The organism is Haloferax sp. s1 (genome assembly GCF_058382125.1).
Window position 1 is genome coordinate 1 of the sequence record NZ_JBZRPK010000680.1, and the last position, 14965, is coordinate 14965.

The 14965-nt window shown below is 61.8% G+C and carries 12 protein-coding genes and 2 pseudogenes; 10 read left to right on the plus strand and 4 right to left on the minus strand.

What is annotated here, in order from left to right:
• Positions 1-228 precede the first annotated feature (228 nt).
• Complete coding sequence (locus tag QT222_RS17070; protein WP_004057382.1) at positions 229-708, plus strand: DUF7984 family protein; 480 nt, start codon at positions 229-231, stop codon at positions 706-708.
• A 158-nt stretch (positions 709-866) separates the two neighbouring features.
• On the opposite strand, the gene QT222_RS17075 is transcribed toward QT222_RS17070, so the two are convergent.
• Positions 867-1358: an HTH domain-containing protein gene (locus tag QT222_RS17075; protein WP_491477861.1), complete on the minus strand. Its 492-nt coding sequence runs from the start codon at positions 1356-1358 to the stop codon at positions 867-869.
• A gap of 165 nt (positions 1359-1523) precedes the next feature.
• On the opposite strand from QT222_RS17075, the gene proS reads away from it, so the two are divergent.
• From proS to QT222_RS17095, 4 genes are all read left to right on the plus strand, one after another.
• Complete coding sequence (gene proS / locus QT222_RS17080) at positions 1524-2990, plus strand: proline--tRNA ligase (RefSeq protein ID WP_004057384.1); 1467 nt, start codon at positions 1524-1526, stop codon at positions 2988-2990.
• A gap of 161 nt (positions 2991-3151) precedes the next feature.
• Positions 3152-7693 carry a glutamate synthase large subunit gene (gene gltB, locus QT222_RS17085; protein WP_491477862.1) on the plus strand — a complete coding sequence of 1514 codons (4542 nt, stop codon included), beginning with the start codon at positions 3152-3154 and terminating at the stop codon, positions 7691-7693.
• A 60-nt stretch (positions 7694-7753) separates the two neighbouring features.
• Positions 7754-8065: a nucleoside triphosphate pyrophosphohydrolase gene (locus QT222_RS17090; protein ID WP_491477863.1), complete on the plus strand. Its 312-nt coding sequence runs from the start codon at positions 7754-7756 to the stop codon at positions 8063-8065.
• An 81-nt stretch (positions 8066-8146) separates the two neighbouring features.
• The gene (locus QT222_RS17095) at positions 8147-9136 is read left to right on the plus strand and encodes an NAD-dependent epimerase/dehydratase family protein (protein ID WP_491477864.1); all 990 of its coding nucleotides are present in this window, start codon (positions 8147-8149) and stop codon (positions 9134-9136) included.
• Between the two features lie 73 nt (positions 9137-9209).
• Here QT222_RS17095 and QT222_RS17100 read toward each other — a convergent pair whose 3' ends face one another.
• On the minus strand, positions 9210-9902 hold the full coding sequence (locus QT222_RS17100; RefSeq protein ID WP_491477865.1) for an HD domain-containing protein: 693 nt from the start codon (positions 9900-9902) through the stop codon (positions 9210-9212).
• A gap of 185 nt (positions 9903-10087) precedes the next feature.
• Here QT222_RS17100 and QT222_RS17105 point away from each other — a divergent pair, with 185 nt between their 5' ends.
• Together QT222_RS17105 and QT222_RS17110 are read left to right on the plus strand one after the other, a co-directional pair.
• Positions 10088-10807: an alanyl-tRNA editing protein gene (locus QT222_RS17105; RefSeq protein ID WP_491477869.1), complete on the plus strand. Its 720-nt coding sequence runs from the start codon at positions 10088-10090 to the stop codon at positions 10805-10807.
• A complete protein-coding gene (locus tag QT222_RS17110; protein WP_491477866.1) occupies positions 10804-11781 on the plus strand; it encodes a DUF3179 domain-containing protein in 978 nt (325 codons plus the stop codon). Before QT222_RS17105 ends, QT222_RS17110 begins: the two co-directional genes overlap by 4 nt.
• Positions 11782-11795: 14 nt before the next feature.
• Here QT222_RS17110 and QT222_RS17115 read toward each other — a convergent pair whose 3' ends face one another.
• Together QT222_RS17115 and QT222_RS17120 are read right to left on the minus strand one after the other, a co-directional pair.
• Entirely contained in the window at positions 11796-12554 is a 759-nt protein-coding gene (locus QT222_RS17115; RefSeq protein WP_004057391.1) for an FkbM family methyltransferase, read from the minus strand.
• A 107-nt stretch (positions 12555-12661) separates the two neighbouring features.
• Positions 12662-13501, minus strand: a complete 840-nt coding sequence (locus tag QT222_RS17120; RefSeq protein ID WP_491477867.1) for a bile acid:sodium symporter family protein — start codon at positions 13499-13501, stop codon at positions 12662-12664.
• Between the two features lie 245 nt (positions 13502-13746).
• Here QT222_RS17120 and QT222_RS17125 point away from each other — a divergent pair, with 245 nt between their 5' ends.
• The 3 genes and pseudogenes from QT222_RS17125 to QT222_RS17135 form a co-directional block, all read left to right on the plus strand.
• Positions 13747-14532, plus strand: coding sequence for a hypothetical protein (locus tag QT222_RS17125; RefSeq protein WP_491477868.1), 786 nt, complete (start codon positions 13747-13749; stop codon positions 14530-14532).
• A 58-nt stretch (positions 14533-14590) separates the two neighbouring features.
• Positions 14591-14665 (plus strand): annotated as a pseudogene (locus QT222_RS17130) (IS6 family transposase); the annotation flags it as partial.
• Between the two features lie 113 nt (positions 14666-14778).
• Positions 14779-14965: pseudogene (locus QT222_RS17135) on the plus strand (IS6 family transposase); the annotation flags it as partial.

The window sequence follows — 14965 nt, forward strand, 5'->3', positions numbered from 1 at the left end:
GTCCTGAGCCGGCAGGTCTCGGGAACCCCTACCTCAGGAGTGTTAACACGAGACGGTTCACATGTTGGAGTGCCGGTCTCGGCCAACTGCGGAGAGAGCATAGTGAACTGAATACGGTGGTATCTCGACTGCGGGAAGAGGCAGGGAAAACCCGCTTACCCGACTGTACCATGTCGTCAGTATAAAACCCTTCGCAAAGCCGAAGCGTCTCGCCGTCAATCAGCGGACATGGAACTCACGCCGACCGCCGTTTCCGAGGAACAACAGTGGGTCCGCGACCGGGCCGACGTGGTCGTTCCGCTCATCAACGAAACCCGCGCGCGACTCGGTGAGCTATTCGAGACACACGTTGACGAAGTAGACGAAGAGACGTACCTCGACGCTGTAGACGACGTGTTCGCTCGCGGCGAAGTCGGCGTCAACGTCGCGGCCTACACCCGAATTCTCCGCCACTTAGACGTCGAAAACGACTATCCCGGATTCATCGTCGACGAGGTCCTCGGCCGTGAACTCGCGTCGACAATCGCTGGCGGCGAACCGCTTCGAATGCTCGCACAGGCGACGTTCCACTTCGCAGATGTCGCGGTTCACACCGACGGCCCCGCCGGTCTCGACGACCTCGACGCCGCGCTCGCGGCGGGATTCCAGACACGGCTTCCGGGATGGTCGTGGCGCGAGCGTGACTCACCGTTCGACAGTCCGTACTGAGCACTTTTCGACAATTCATACTGAGCACTTTTCGACAATTCATACTGAGCACTTTTCGACAGTCCGTGCCGAGTGTTCTTCGATAATTCACACTGAGCACTCAGACTTGGCAGTAACAGGAGGTTTGTGTGCAGAGAACCGGCGGGGACGGCGGGCGCTTACCACTTGATTCGAAGCGGGTCGGTCGAATACTCCGATTCGAACGCCGAGTCGAGTTCGTGCAGTCGAGACCGGAGCGCACCAACGCACTCCTCGCACGCGGTGACGTACGTGAGAACGCCGTCTTCGTACTCCGCCATGACTGCTCGCGGGGTGCGTCTTGTCACGCGCTCCGGCCCCATCCGACCGACGCCTCTGACCACGGGGTCGCCCAACCCCGGGAGGCGTTCACCGCGATTCGCCGCCCACCGCGCATACGATGACAGTCGGTCACGAATATGACGCTCTCTCGGAGTGAGACCACCGGAGATGTCGATATATCGGTCCCACGTCTCGATGGTGTACTCCTCGACAGCGCCGTGTTCGACGGCGTCGTCCAGTCGTTCGATAACCGCTTCGAACTCCTCGCGTTTCCCACACGGAATCCAGAGTTCGACCCGGACCGAATCCTCCCGCGGAGTCGTTCGCTCACCGCTCACTGTTGTGTCCATTGCTAGCACACCAACCACCACTTCAGGGATACGATAGCCGACAATATGTAACTATGTGTCCGCCCGAACCTCCGAGCGTTGGGAACGCTGGTGTGAGGGGGCGGCAAGTCAGTGCGCCCGCCCCCTTCGGGGCGTTTAAGGGTTCGCTACGGCTATCGATGGGCAATGAGCGACGAGCAGGAACTCGGTATCACCGAGTCGAAACAGTACAACACCGGCGAGTGGTACGCCGAGGTCGTCCAAAAGGCGGGCCTCGCGAACTACGGCCCGGAGGGGATGAGCGGCTTCATCGTGACGCGCCCGCGCGGGTACGCGCTCTGGGAGGCCGTCCAGAACTACCTCGACGGCGAGTTCAAGAAGACGGGCGTCCAGAACGCGTACTTCCCGCTTTTCATCCCCGAGAACTACCTCGAACGCGAGAAGGACATCGTCGAAGGCTTCGACCCCGAAGTCGCGTGGGTTACCCACGGCGGCCACGAGGAACTCGAAGAGCGCCTCGCCGTCCGTCCGACCTCTGAGTCCATCATCGCTCCCTACATGGCACAGTGGGTTCGGAGTCATCGTGACCTCCCGCTGCGCGTGAACCAGTGGGCCTCCGTCGTCCGATGGGAAGCCACGGAGACGAAGCCGTTCTTCCGCACGAAGGAATTCCTCTGGCAGGAAGGCCACACAGCCCACGCGACGCGCGACAGTGCATGGGACGAGACGATGACCCGTCTCTCGCAGTACCAGTCGCTCTACGAGGACGTGCTCGCCATCCCCGTGCTCCGCGGCGCAAAGCCGGAACACGATAAGTTCCCCGGCGCGGACACCACCACGACAGTCGAGGCCCTCATGCCCGACGGGAAGTCCGTGCAGGCCGGGACCTCCCACTATCTCGGCACGTCCTTCGCCGAGGCGTTCGACCTCACCTACACCACCGAGGACGAAGAAGAAGAACCCGCACACACGACCTCGTGGGGGCTTTCGTGGCGCTCGCTCGGTGCGCTCATCATGACGCACTCGGACGACCAGGGTCTCGTCCTGCCCCCGACGGTCGCCCCCGAACAGGTCGTTATCGTCCCCATCTGGCAGGCCGACACGCAGGAGAAGGTCCTCGACTACGCCGAGGAAATTGCGGACGAACTCGAAGCAGCGGGCGTCCGTGTCGAACTCGACGACCGCGACGAGCGCAATCCCGGTTTCAAGTTCAACGAGTGGGAACTCAAGGGCGTCCCGGTCCGCTTCGAAATCGGCCCGAACGAGGTCGACGACGAGGTCGTCACCGTCGTCCACCGTCCCGACGGCGAGTCGGTCGAACTCGACCGCGAGAACATCGCTGAGTCGGTTCAAGAACAGTTCGACGAAGTGTACGCGAAACTCTACGCCGCTGCCGAAGAGAACCTCGAAGCAAACGTCCGCGAGGCGTCCGACCGCAACGAGATTCTCGGGACTATCGGCCAGCACGGCGGCTACGTGAAGGCCCCGTGGTGCGGCGACGAGTCCTGTGAAGAGGAAATCAAAGACCAGATTGCCGCCGAAATCGTGATGGTTCCCCTGAACGACGAGGACGCCGAAATCCACGACGGCGAAGCGTGCGCCGTCTGTAGCGAGGACGCGACAGAGACCGCGTACTTCGCGAAGTCCTACTAAACCGCCCGGAGCAGTTTTTTCACACGGTTGTTCGTCTCGTTCGTCGTCCGTCGAAGCATCTCTAGGGTCTATACCAACACTGGATATTCCCTTATATGATATTGTAACACCCTTATGGTTTCAGGAAAAGTTGCTTATGGTGGTAGTGAATCTACGGGTGTATGACCAAGCCACACATAGACGCACCCTCCGCTCAGGGCGGGTTGGCCGACCCGACCGACGAGCGGTCGAACTGCGGCGTTGGGGCCGTCGTTGACCTCGAAAACGGCGCTTCGCACCAAGTCGTCGCTGACAGCCTCGAACTCCTCGAAAACCTCGAACACCGCGGCACCACCGGGGCCGAGGAGAACACTGGCGACGGCGCAGGCATCCTCTTACAGCGCCCAGACGCCTTCTTCGAAGGAATCGTCGAAGGCGACCTCCCCGACCTGTACGCGGTCGGGTCGGTCTTCATGCCAACCGATGACGAGGTCCGCGAGCGCGTATCGGCGGTTGTCGAAGACTCGCTTGAAGACCACGACCTTTCGGTCTTCCACTGGCGCGACGTCCCGACGGATAACTCGGAACTCGGTGCGACCGCGCTCGAGTCCGAACCCGACGTTTGGCAACTGTTCGTCGAACCGGCGGCCAACGCCCAGTTGGATGCCGACGCGTTCGACCGCGCGCTCTACGTCGCGCGCCGCGCTGCGGAGAAAGCAGTCGAATCACTCGCGGTTCCGGGCGCAGGTCGGTTCTACGTCTGCTCGCTCGACCGCAAGACCGTCGTCTACAAGGGACTTCTCACGGCCGAACAACTCCCGAACTACTACTCCGACCTCGGCGACGAGCGAATGGAGACCGAACTGGCGCTCGTTCACGCCCGCTTTTCCACCAACACGCTGGGCGCGTGGCACCTCGCCCACCCGTACCGACAGGTCATCCACAACGGCGAGATAAACACCATTCGCGGCAACGTGAACTGGATGCGCGCCCGCGAGACGGACCTTCAGCACGAAGCGTTCGGCGACGACATCGAGACGCTCAAGCCAATCACGAAAGCCGACCAGTCCGACACCGCGAGCGTCGACAACGTCGTCGAACTGCTCCTGAAGACTGACCGCGAACTCCCGCACATTCTCCGGATGCTCATCCCCGAGGCGTACCGCAACGACGACGCCATGGACCAGTCGCGCCGTAACTGGTACGACTTCCACGCCTCGCTCGTCGAACCGTGGGACGGTCCCGCGCTCGTCGCAGCAACCGACGGCGACCGCATCGCCGCCGTCCTCGACCGCAACGGGCTTCGCCCGTGTCGCTACGAAGTGACGACCGACGGTCGCCTCGTCGTGGCCAGCGAAGTCGGCGCGCTCGACAACGACCCTGCCGAAATCGAGTCGCGCGGTCGCCTCCGCCCGGGTGAAATCTTCATGGCCGACCCCGAAGAGGGTCGCGTCATCCCCGACGCCGAAGTGTTCGACTCGCTCACCGACGACAAGTACGGCGAGTGGGTCCGCGACCAACAGCGTCACCTCGACGACATCGCCGGTGACGAAGACCCCACGTCCCGTGGCGAGGTCGACTCACTCCGCGCGACGCAGGCCGCCTTCGGCTACACCCACGACCAGCTCAACCACATGATAGAGCCGATGGCCAGAGACGGAAAAGACCCCGTCGGCTCGATGGGCGACGACACGCCGCTGTCGGTGCTTTCGGACCTCAACCGGCCGCTTTTCACCTACTTCAAACAGCTGTTCGCGCAGGTGTCGAATCCGCCTATCGACTACATCCGCGAAAAGTTGGTGACGAGCCTCGAAGCGCGCCTCGGCTACCAGCGCAACCTGCTCGATGAGTCGCCCGACCACGCGCGGCAACTCGTCCTCGACTCGCCCGTCCTCACGGACGCCGAGACGGCCGCCATCAAGGACCTCGACGGCGACATGAAAAGCGCCGTCGTAGACACCACCTACGAGACGGGCGAGGACCTCCGCGACGCCATCGAAGCCGTCCGCGACGAAGCGAAAGCAGTCATCGAAGACGGCGCGGATATCGTCGTCCTCTCCGACCGCAACGTCGGCCCGGACCGCGTGGCGATTCCGAGCCTTCTCGCAACCGGTGCAGTGCACCACAGCCTCGTCCGTAACGGGCTTCGGAACCACGCCGGACTCGTCGTCGAATCCGGCGACCCCCGCGAGGTCCACCACCTCGCAACGCTCGTCGGCTACGGCGCGGGTGCGGTGAACCCGTACCTCGCCTACCAGACCATCGAAGACGTCGTCGCCGGTCCCGACGGAGCCGACGAGGCGGCCGCAATCGAGGCGTACGTTCACGCACTCGAAGATGGTCTCCTTAAGACGATGGCCAAGATGGGCATCTCCACGGTCGAAAGTTACCGCGGTGCCCAAATCTTCGAGGCGGTCGGTCTCGACTCGGACTTCGTCGCCGAATACTTCGAGGGAACGGAGATTCGGACCGAAGGTATCGGCCTCGACGTTATCGAATCCGACCTGCTCACTCGCCACGCCGCCGCGTTCGGCACGGACCCGAAACTCGACCGCCACGGTGAGTACGAAAACCGCTCCGATGGACTCCATCACGGTTGGAACCCCCAGACGGTCGGCACGCTCCAGCAGTCCGTCCGCGCTGGCGACTACGAGAAGTACAAGGAGTTCGCCGAACTCGTCAACGACCAGTCCGAGCAACTCCAGGCGCTCCGCGGCCTGCTCGAATTCGACCCCAACCGCGAATCCGTGGATATCGACGAGGTCGAATCTGTCGAGTCCATCGTCACGCGCTTCTCGACGGCCGCGATGTCCCTCGGTAGTCTCTCGCCGGAGGCCCACGAGAACAACTCCATCGCCATGAACCGCATCGGCGGGAAGTCCAACTCGGGCGAAGGTGGCGAGCCGCCGGAACGCTTCGGCACCGAAAAAGAGTGTAACGTCAAGCAGGTCGCCTCGGGCCGCTTCGGCGTCACCTCCCAGTACCTCTCGTCGGCCGACGAGATTCAAATCAAGATGGCGCAGGGTTCGAAGCCCGGCGAGGGCGGCCACCTCCCCGGCAAGAAGGTAAACGAGATGATTGCCCACGTCCGCTATGCGACGCCGGGCGTCGGTCTCATCTCGCCACCGCCGTTGCACGACATCTACTCCATCGAGGACCTGAAACAGCTCATCTTCGACCTGAAGTCCGCCAACCCCGACGCCGACATCAACGTGAAACTCGTTTCCGAGGCGGGTATCGGCACCATCGCCGCAGGTGTCTCGAAGGCGAAAGCCGACGTCGTACACATCTCCGGCCACGACGGCGGGACCGGCGCGTCGCCGAAAACGTCCATCAAGAACGCGGGCCTCCCGTGGGAACTCGGTCTCGCCGAGGCGAATCAGATGCTCCGTGCGACCGGCCTGCGCTCCCGCATCCGCGTCTCCGTCGACGGCGGCATGAAGACCGGACGTGACGTGGCCATCGCCGCACTCCTCGGCGCTGAGGAGTACATCTTCGGGACGGCCTCGCTCGTCACTTCGGGCTGTGTCATGGCCCGCCAGTGCCACGAAAACACCTGCCCGGTCGGCGTCGCCACGCAGGACGAGAACCTGCGCCGCCGCTTCCCCGGCGAACCCGACCACGTCATCAACTACATGACGTTCATCGCGCAGGAGCTCCGCGAAATCATGGCCGAACTCGGCTTCCGCACGCTCGACGAGATGATTGGCCGTCCCTCCGCCCTCCGGCAGCGCGAGACGGACCACGAGAAGGCGAAGCATCTCGACCTCTCGGCCGTGCTCGCCGAACCCGACACGGGAGCGCGCCGGAAGACGGAAGAACAGACCCACACGGACGTGGACACCCACATCGACCACAAACTCATCGAGGAGGCAAGCGACGCAATCGAAAAGCGCGAGCCGGTCGTCATCCAGCGCGAACTCTCGAACGTCGACCGCGCGGTCGGCGCGATGCTCTCGAACCGCATCTCCAACGCCCACGGCGGTGAGGGGCTACCGGACGACACCATCCGCTGTGAGTTCACCGGTATCGCGGGCCAGACCTTCGGCGGCTTCCTCGCTCGCGGCGTCACCATGCGCCTCACGGGTGCCGCGAACGACTACGTCGGCAAGGGTCTCTCCGGTGGCCGCGTCATCGTCGACACGCCCGCCGAGGCCAACTACGAAGCAGACGAGAACATCCTCATCGGCAACGTCGCGCTCTACGGCGCAACGCAGGGCGAGTGCTACGTCAACGGCCTCGCAGGCGAGCGCTTTGCCGTCCGCAACTCCGGCGTGAAGGCCGTCGTCGAAGGCGTCGGCGACCACGGTTGTGAGTACATGACCGGTGGCGTCGTCGCCGTCCTCGGCGAGACGGGTCGGAACTTCGCCGCGGGCATGTCCGGCGGCGTCGCCTACGTCTACGACCCCGACGACGAACTCGCCGCGAAGGCGAACACCGAGATGGTAACCCTCGAATCCAGCCTCGCCGACGTCGACGAGGCGATGCTCACTCGGTTGGTCGAAAATCACCTCGCGTACACCGACTCCGACCGCGCCGCCGAACTCCTCGAAGATTGGGAGTCCGTCCTCGGCGACTTCGTGAAGGTGATGCCCGACGCCTACGCCGAAGTCATCGCCGACAACGGCCGCGAAGACGTTCGCACCGAACTGCCCGCGAAGGCAGGCGCAATCGTTGACGCTGGAGCAGACAGAATCGGTGCGGCGACGACGAGCGACGACTGAACCGGTCCAACCGAACCCGACCCGACCGTCTTTTCTTGCTCCACTACGAGTCGAGAGCCGATGCCTCGCGAGTACGACAAACTGGTCCGCGACGACATTCCCAAGGTAATCCGCGACTCCGGCGAGACGCCGGTCGTCCACGAGGCCGACGACGACGAGTTCGACCGCAGACTCCGCGAGAAACTGGTCGAAGAGGCCGAGGAGTTCGCCGAAGACGGCACAGTCGACGAACTCGGAGACGTGTTCGCCGTCGTGGACGCGATTCTCGAACGTCGTGACGAGGATTGGGAGACGGTCGAAGCGATGGCCGCCGAGAAAGCCGCTGAGCGCGGCGGGTTCGAAGAGGGCATCGTCCTCGAACGGGTCGAATAGTCGGCAGCGTACACCTGAACGCCTCCGGAACCAGCCGCCGGTTCTCCCACGTTTTTCACCGCGCACGCCTTCGACCGAAACATGGACAACGCACTCGTCATCGGCGGCACCCGCTTTATCGGCCGCCATCTCGTCTCGGACCTCCTCGACAACGGCCACGCCGTGACGCTCTTCAACCGCTGCACCCACGACAACCCCCTCGAGGACGACCCCCGCGTCCAGCACATCCAAGGCGACCGAACGGACGACGAAGCCCTGCGGACTGCAAAGTTGACAGTCGACCCCGACGCCGTCTTCGACTGCGTGGCGTACAAACCGGGAGAAGTCGCTTCGGCGGTCGACATCTTCGCCGACGTGGACGCCTACGTTTACATCTCAAGCGGCGCGGCCTACGAGACAGAAGCGATTCCGAAGCGCGAGGGCGTCACCGAACTCTGCGACTGTACCGACGAGCAAGCGACCGGCGACACCCCCGAGAGTTACGGCCCTCGAAAAGCCGAAGGCGACCGCGTCGTCTTCGAGGCGGCGTCTCGGGGAATCAACGCGATGTCCATTCGGCCGTGTATCGTCTACGGCCCGCACGACTACACCGAGCGACTCGACTACTGGATCGACCGCGTGCTGAACTACGACCGTATCGTCGTCCCCGGCGACGGGACGAACATCTGGCACCGTGCCTACGTCGAGGACGTGGCCAGCGCGATGCGGGTTATCGCCGAGGAAGGCGAACCCGGAGAGGCGTACAACGTCGGCGACCGCCGACTCGTGACACTCGAAGAGATGGTCGAAGTTATCGCCGACGCTGCCGGAACCGACGTCGAAGTCGTCCACGCCGGCGAGCGCGAACTCGCCGCCGCCAACCTCGAACTGACGGACTTCGTCCTCTACCGGGAGTACCCGCACGTCCTCTCGACGAACAAACTCGCCCGCCTCGGGTGGGAATCGACGCCTGTCGACGAGGCTATGCGGCGCTCGGTCGAGGACCACCGCGACAGCGACCGTGACGGCTCGGAACACGACCCCGGTCGAGACGCAGAAGAGCGAGTACTCTCGATTCTCGACACGCTCTAAAGTAGCTATTTTGCAGAGCCAACGCTCCTCGGGTGAGCTTCTATAAAATCGAGCAAAGGTGGCGTAACTGCCGTCAGCGACTGAGGCTGCCGCCGTGGTTCATCTCCGGAACCTCGTCTTCGAGCCATTCGCGGAACCATTTGACGCGCTTGAGTCGCTGGTGTGCGAGACTCTGTGCCGTGTCGGTCACGAGTCGCTTCGAGGCATCGCGGCCGCGTTCGAAGACGCGTTCGACCATCTCCGCGGCGTCCATGTGTGTCCGTGCCTCGTAGCCCATCCGCAGGAGCATCAGTGCGGTGCCGTTGGCACCGATTTTGTCGAGGATATCGGCCTCGATGAGACACCGCGTCTCCAGCGACACGTCGGTGAGGGGACCCTGATAGGAGTGGTCAGAGATGACCTGACACACCTGGTCGATGAACGACTCGGGGTAATCGCCGTGCGTGCCGAGGAACTCGCGGGCGACGCGAGCGCCCTCTTCGGCGTGGACCTCCTGTTCGGCTTCGAGTTTCGAGATGTCGTGGAAGAGCGCAGCGACCCGGACGACGTTCACGTCGGCACCCTCTTTCTCGGCGATGCGCGTCGCGATATCGACGACGTTGAGGATGTGGTTAAACCGGTACTCCGCGGAGTGCCACGGATACCAGCGCATCCGGCCGCCGTCGTCTTCGTTCTCGACGCTCGCAGCGAGGTAATCCGAGACGAAACGCTTCATATCCTCGAATTCGGCGTCGGAGACAGACGACTCTTTGATTTCAACGCCCACAGTGCCACCTCCGTGGGTGTTGGCAAGTACGTATTCTCATTACACAGAATGAGGGTCGTTCCACTCTTAGGCGTTACGACACCCTGAGCCACGAGAACAGGGCTATCGGCCGAAATCACCGTGTTTCGTGACCGAAGATGGGGAGGGGTGACACACCTAAATCACTCGCGCTCCTCGGTTGGCACGTGACCGAAGCACGCTACCTCGACGACGCCGAGCAGTACGAGTTCGAGGCGACGGTCGAAGAGGTTCGCGGGACCAACCGCGTCGTGCTCGACCGGACGTACTTCTATCCGACTGGCGGCGGACAACCGCACGACACGGGAACCCTCGCGACCGACGATGTGACGTGGGACGTGACAGACGTACAGAAACGCGACCGAATCGAACACGTCGTCGCAGGCGATGCACCCGAACCGGGGACGACCGTGACGGGACACGTCGACCCGGAGCGCCGACGCGCTCACACCAGATATCATACGACCCAACACCTCCTGTCTGCGACCCTCCTCGACGAGTTCGACGCGGAGACGACCGGCAACCAACTCTACACCGACCGTGCGCACCTCGACTGCGCCTACGACCGCTTCGACGGTGACGACCTCCAGACCATCGAGGCACACTTGAACGACCTCGTTTCGGCCGACCTCCCCGTTCGCTGGTACACGCTGGACAGAGCCGAAGCGGAAGCGACACTGGACCCAGAGCGGACCCGACTGCACCTGCTTCCCGACTCGATACGGGAGGTTAGAATCGTCGAAATAGGCGACGAGGACGACCCGTTCGACCGAACTGCGTGTGCCGGAACGCACGTGAAATCGACGGGCGAAATCGGAACGGTCGTGCTTACGGGACGCACGACACAAGGGACTTCACACGAGCGCGTGGAATTCATTCTCAAATGAACGTCCGCCAGGTCATCCCGCGAGACGCGATTCCGAGCGTCGAAGACCCGCGGTTCGTCGAGACGTACAGCGGGCCCGAAGACGACGAAGTCATCTCGCTTACCGTCGGCGACGACACTCGGGCCTATCCGATTCGCTACCTGCATTACCACGAAATCGTCAACGATACGGTCGGTGGCATTCCGGTCGCTGTGACGTGGTGTCCGCTCTGCGGGAGCGCCGTAGTGTACGACCGCCGAGTCGGCGACCGAACGCTCGAATTCGGCGTCTCGGGAAAACTCGCGGACGACGATCTCGTGATGTACGACCGCGAAACCGAATCGGAGTGGAAACAGTCACTCGGCGAAGCCATTGCGGGCGAACTCGTCGGCGAGTCGCTGACGGTCCTCCCCGCCGGTGTGACCACGTGGGACGCCTTCACCGACGCAAACCCGGATGGCCGCGTCATGACTCCACCCGGCGGCGAGAGCGAGGCCGCTGGCGACGGCGACGACCCAGAACCAATCGACTACGACCTCGAACCCTACGAGCACTACTTCGAGATGGACGGCTACGGTCTCGGGGCACACCGAGGAACTGGCGGCCGCGACTGGGACGCCGACCTCGACGACATCGACCCCAAGACGGTCGTTCTCGGGCTTGAACACGAGGGAGTCGCAGTCGGCGTCCCGCTTCCGGTGGTGGAATCTGCCAGTGGCGTCGTCACGGTCGACATGCGGAAGGAGTCTCCGGATGGGAAGCGCCGCTCGGTAGTCGTCTTCGCCACCGACGCCGGAATCCACGCTTTCTCGAACCCCGGGTTCACGTTCGACTCGGTCGGCGATAGCCGAACGTTCCGGGCCGACGGAACCGACTGGGACGGCGCAACCGGCGTTGCCGAAGACGGACGCAAACTGGACAGGGTCCCCGCTCGTCGGCTCTTCGCGTTCGCGTGGCGCGACGACCACGGCGCAGACGCGTTCTATCGTAGATAAGCCGACGAAGCACGTCACACCGACTGCACCGTCTCCGTCTTCGACGGCGGTTCGCACACCCACCCTTCACGAACCGGAACGAGGTTGTATCCGACGTCGCGGAGCAGCGACTTCGCCACCGCCTCGTCGTGGCTTCCGCGGGCGTCGTGTAGTTCGAAGTACACCGTCGGGCGGTGTTCGCGGAGGACGGTCTTCGACCCGCGAAGCACGTTCAGGCCGAAGCCTTCGACATCGATTTTGAGGTGGTCCGGTGGCGACACCGTTCCGTCTTCGACCAGCGAGTCGAGACGCCGTACTGAGACAGTCTCCGTGTCGACGACCCGGGCTTCCCACGCACTCGCGTGGTCCGGCGAGAACGACCCGAGTTCGTCGTAACTCGACAGATGGAACTCGCGGGTGCCGTCGGTCCCGCCGAGTCCGCAATCGAGGAGGTCGACGCGGTCGCCGAAATCGTTGACCTCGATGTTCGCCCGTAACTGCGAGACGACATCGGCGTTCGGTTCGATGGCGACCACCTCGGCCGTTGGCTCAGTTGCCGCAGCAGCGAGTGTGTACGTCCCCGTATTGGCACCCACGTCGACGACGACATCGCCTTCGTCAAGTCCGATGAGGAGCGCTTCGAGCAATACGTCGTTTCCGTGTCGATTGTACAGTTCGTAGCTTTTGAAGGTCGCCCGCCCGACGTGCTTCTTTGTGGCGAGAAGTTGTCGGTTGTAGTTTGCCCGGACGAGCGCGTAGTGGATGGTGTACGCGAAATGCTGGGCAGCCGACACGGGGTGCAGCAGAGACACGTTGCATAGTTGTCATTGTGAGGGAGTAAAAATCACTCGGCGAGGGGTTGTGTCCGCGAAGTGTCGAAGCGGAGAAGCCGCAATCGCGCTCACGCTGACCGGCTGAACCACTTTGCGAGACCCGCGCTCGTCGTCATCTCTACGATTCCGAAGACAACCGCAGGGAGCGTCGTTGCCGTCGGGAAGCCTGCGGCGACGAGTAGGGCGGCCGCGACGGCGAAGTCACGCATCCCAATCGAAAGCGTCGCCGCGATGCGCTCTCCCCGGGCGAAGTTTCGGCTGATGAGCCACCCTGCGGCGTATCCAGTGCTGTTGAGAACGACTGCACCGACTGCGACGAAGAGGAGTACCGCACCGCCATCGCGAACGAGCGAGGCGTTGGCCGCGGCGACGATGCCGATGATGAGAATCACCATGAGTCCCGACACGGACGGATAAATCTCGTCGTACTGTCCAATACGGGCAGGCCATCGGTACCGGGCCCCGACCGCGAGAGTCATCGGAATAACCACCGCGAGCAACAACTGTTCGACGATTAGCACCGGGTCGACCGGGACCGACGCGCCCAGAAGTACGGTCACGACTCCAGGGACGAGGACGAGCGTTCCGAGGCCGACCAGAACGAGAACGACCGTTGCGAGGGCGGTATCACCCCCGCTGAGTTCGGTCATCGTCGGCGTAACGAGTTCGGGTGTCACCGCACCGAGAACGACGAATCCCGCGGTAAGCGCCGGGGAGAGAGCAAGCATCCGAGCGATAGCAAACGCGAACAGGGGCATCCCCGTCAGCACGACGAGAATCGTGAGCAGGGTCCGCCCGCGGATTTGACGAAACCGCTCCGGTGCAAGCGTCAGTGACACAGCGCCAATCATGATGGCCAGAATCGGCGTCGACAGCGGGGTGAGAAGTGCGACAGAGGGGACAGCCAACCCCTAGACGGAACGCGCAGACTTTCGGGGTGCTGCGTCATGAGGTTCGTCTCGACAGTTCTTCAGACTGACTTAATCAGATAGTATCTTTCAATGATTATATTAATTCCATTCTTTATTTTTGTTAACCGATATTGTAGATAACCACAACTCATGTGAACAATATACTCTGTCAAATTAAACAATAATATCAATATATTTATTTAACAATCTTTATATACTATCTGTGTATCTGAAATTGATGTATGCCTAACAAGAAAGAGACTGGCAGAAGGAACGCAATTAAGACGCTAGGAGCAGGTGTAGTGGGGCTTAGTGGATTCACCAGCATGGTGTCGGCTCAAAGTTCCAACGAGTTAGAACCGGATGAGAAAGGAATGAAACGTGAAGTCGTTCGTGAGACAGATCGATACACGTATGTGAAGCTCACCAATGTTCCACACCCAGACACAAATAAAAAAGCAAAATATTACAACCGGATCGATAAGGTCGAGAGGCAGGTCCACAATCTCGATTATGCCGTTGGATCTGAAGAGCTTGATACGAGTCCGGGCTTTGTCACCCAAGACCATAGGTCGTGGGTTGAGGACTACGAAGGTGCAATTACTAAAATAGGGTCATGCGATGCACCACTTTTTGATGATCACCTCGCAGTTGGGATCTCAATCCGTTCGGGAGAGACTCTAAATGAGCGATCAGGTCAAATTCTCCCTCTCATCGGTACACTGGTGGGAGGCAGTGGCGGCGTACTATTTTCCAAACATCCTCTTGGAGGCGTCGTTGGTGGGTTTATAGGCGCGATTCTTGGTATTGCAGTTGACTCAGTATTCTTGAGTCATTACGACTTGTCTGGTCGTGAATTCACCTTTATGATGTACGACGACCATGTTGGGTTACTTGGTGAACAGGCAGTTCGCCTGGGTGGTTTCCCAGGGTACGATCCAGACGCCTCACCGAGTCGTGGGTACTTCCCGAAGAAGGTTAGTGGACCGCATATTGAGATCGGTACAGAAGTTGCCAAGTATCTGTAGTCGGCACTGTCTAGTTAAGCCAGTTTGAGAAGCGAGCAGGTCGTTGAGTGAATTGGCTATGTCACTCGCAGACCTGCTCAGCGAGTGCTTTGCGACGGATTTAGAAGAAACTTGGGAGCGTGAGCGGACAGCGACGTTGACGAGACGCGAAGCGTCTCGTTCGCACACCAGAAATCTCCGATTTCTGGGGACGTTCACGAGAGCTTTGCTCTCGTGCAGCCCACCAGAACGCAAAGCGTTCTGGGGACGCCCGTCAGGGCGTTCGCTGTCCAGCTCCACGCGACCGGATGTTCGCTCAGAGAAACAAAACAGATTCTTCGATATCTCGGCGTTGAACGCTCTCACCAAGCTGTTTGGCACTGGGTACATCGGCTTGCTGACAGCGGTCACAACCCGCCTGAGGCGAAGCCGAAGCGGGTTGCGGTCGACGAGA

Coding starts and splice junctions, on each gene's coding strand:
- QT222_RS17070 (WP_004057382.1), top strand. CDS start 229: ATGGAACTCACGCCGACCGCCGTTTCCGAGGAACAACAGTGGGTCCGC.
- QT222_RS17075 (WP_491477861.1), bottom strand. CDS start 1,358: ATGGACACAACAGTGAGCGGTGAGCGAACGACTCCGCGGGAGGATTCG.
- proS (WP_004057384.1), top strand. CDS start 1,524: ATGAGCGACGAGCAGGAACTCGGTATCACCGAGTCGAAACAGTACAAC.
- gltB (WP_491477862.1), top strand. CDS start 3,152: ATGACCAAGCCACACATAGACGCACCCTCCGCTCAGGGCGGGTTGGCC.
- QT222_RS17090 (WP_491477863.1), top strand. CDS start 7,754: ATGCCTCGCGAGTACGACAAACTGGTCCGCGACGACATTCCCAAGGTA.
- QT222_RS17095 (WP_491477864.1), top strand. CDS start 8,147: ATGGACAACGCACTCGTCATCGGCGGCACCCGCTTTATCGGCCGCCAT.
- QT222_RS17110 (WP_491477866.1), top strand. CDS start 10,804: ATGAACGTCCGCCAGGTCATCCCGCGAGACGCGATTCCGAGCGTCGAA.
- QT222_RS17125 (WP_491477868.1), top strand. CDS start 13,747: ATGCCTAACAAGAAAGAGACTGGCAGAAGGAACGCAATTAAGACGCTA.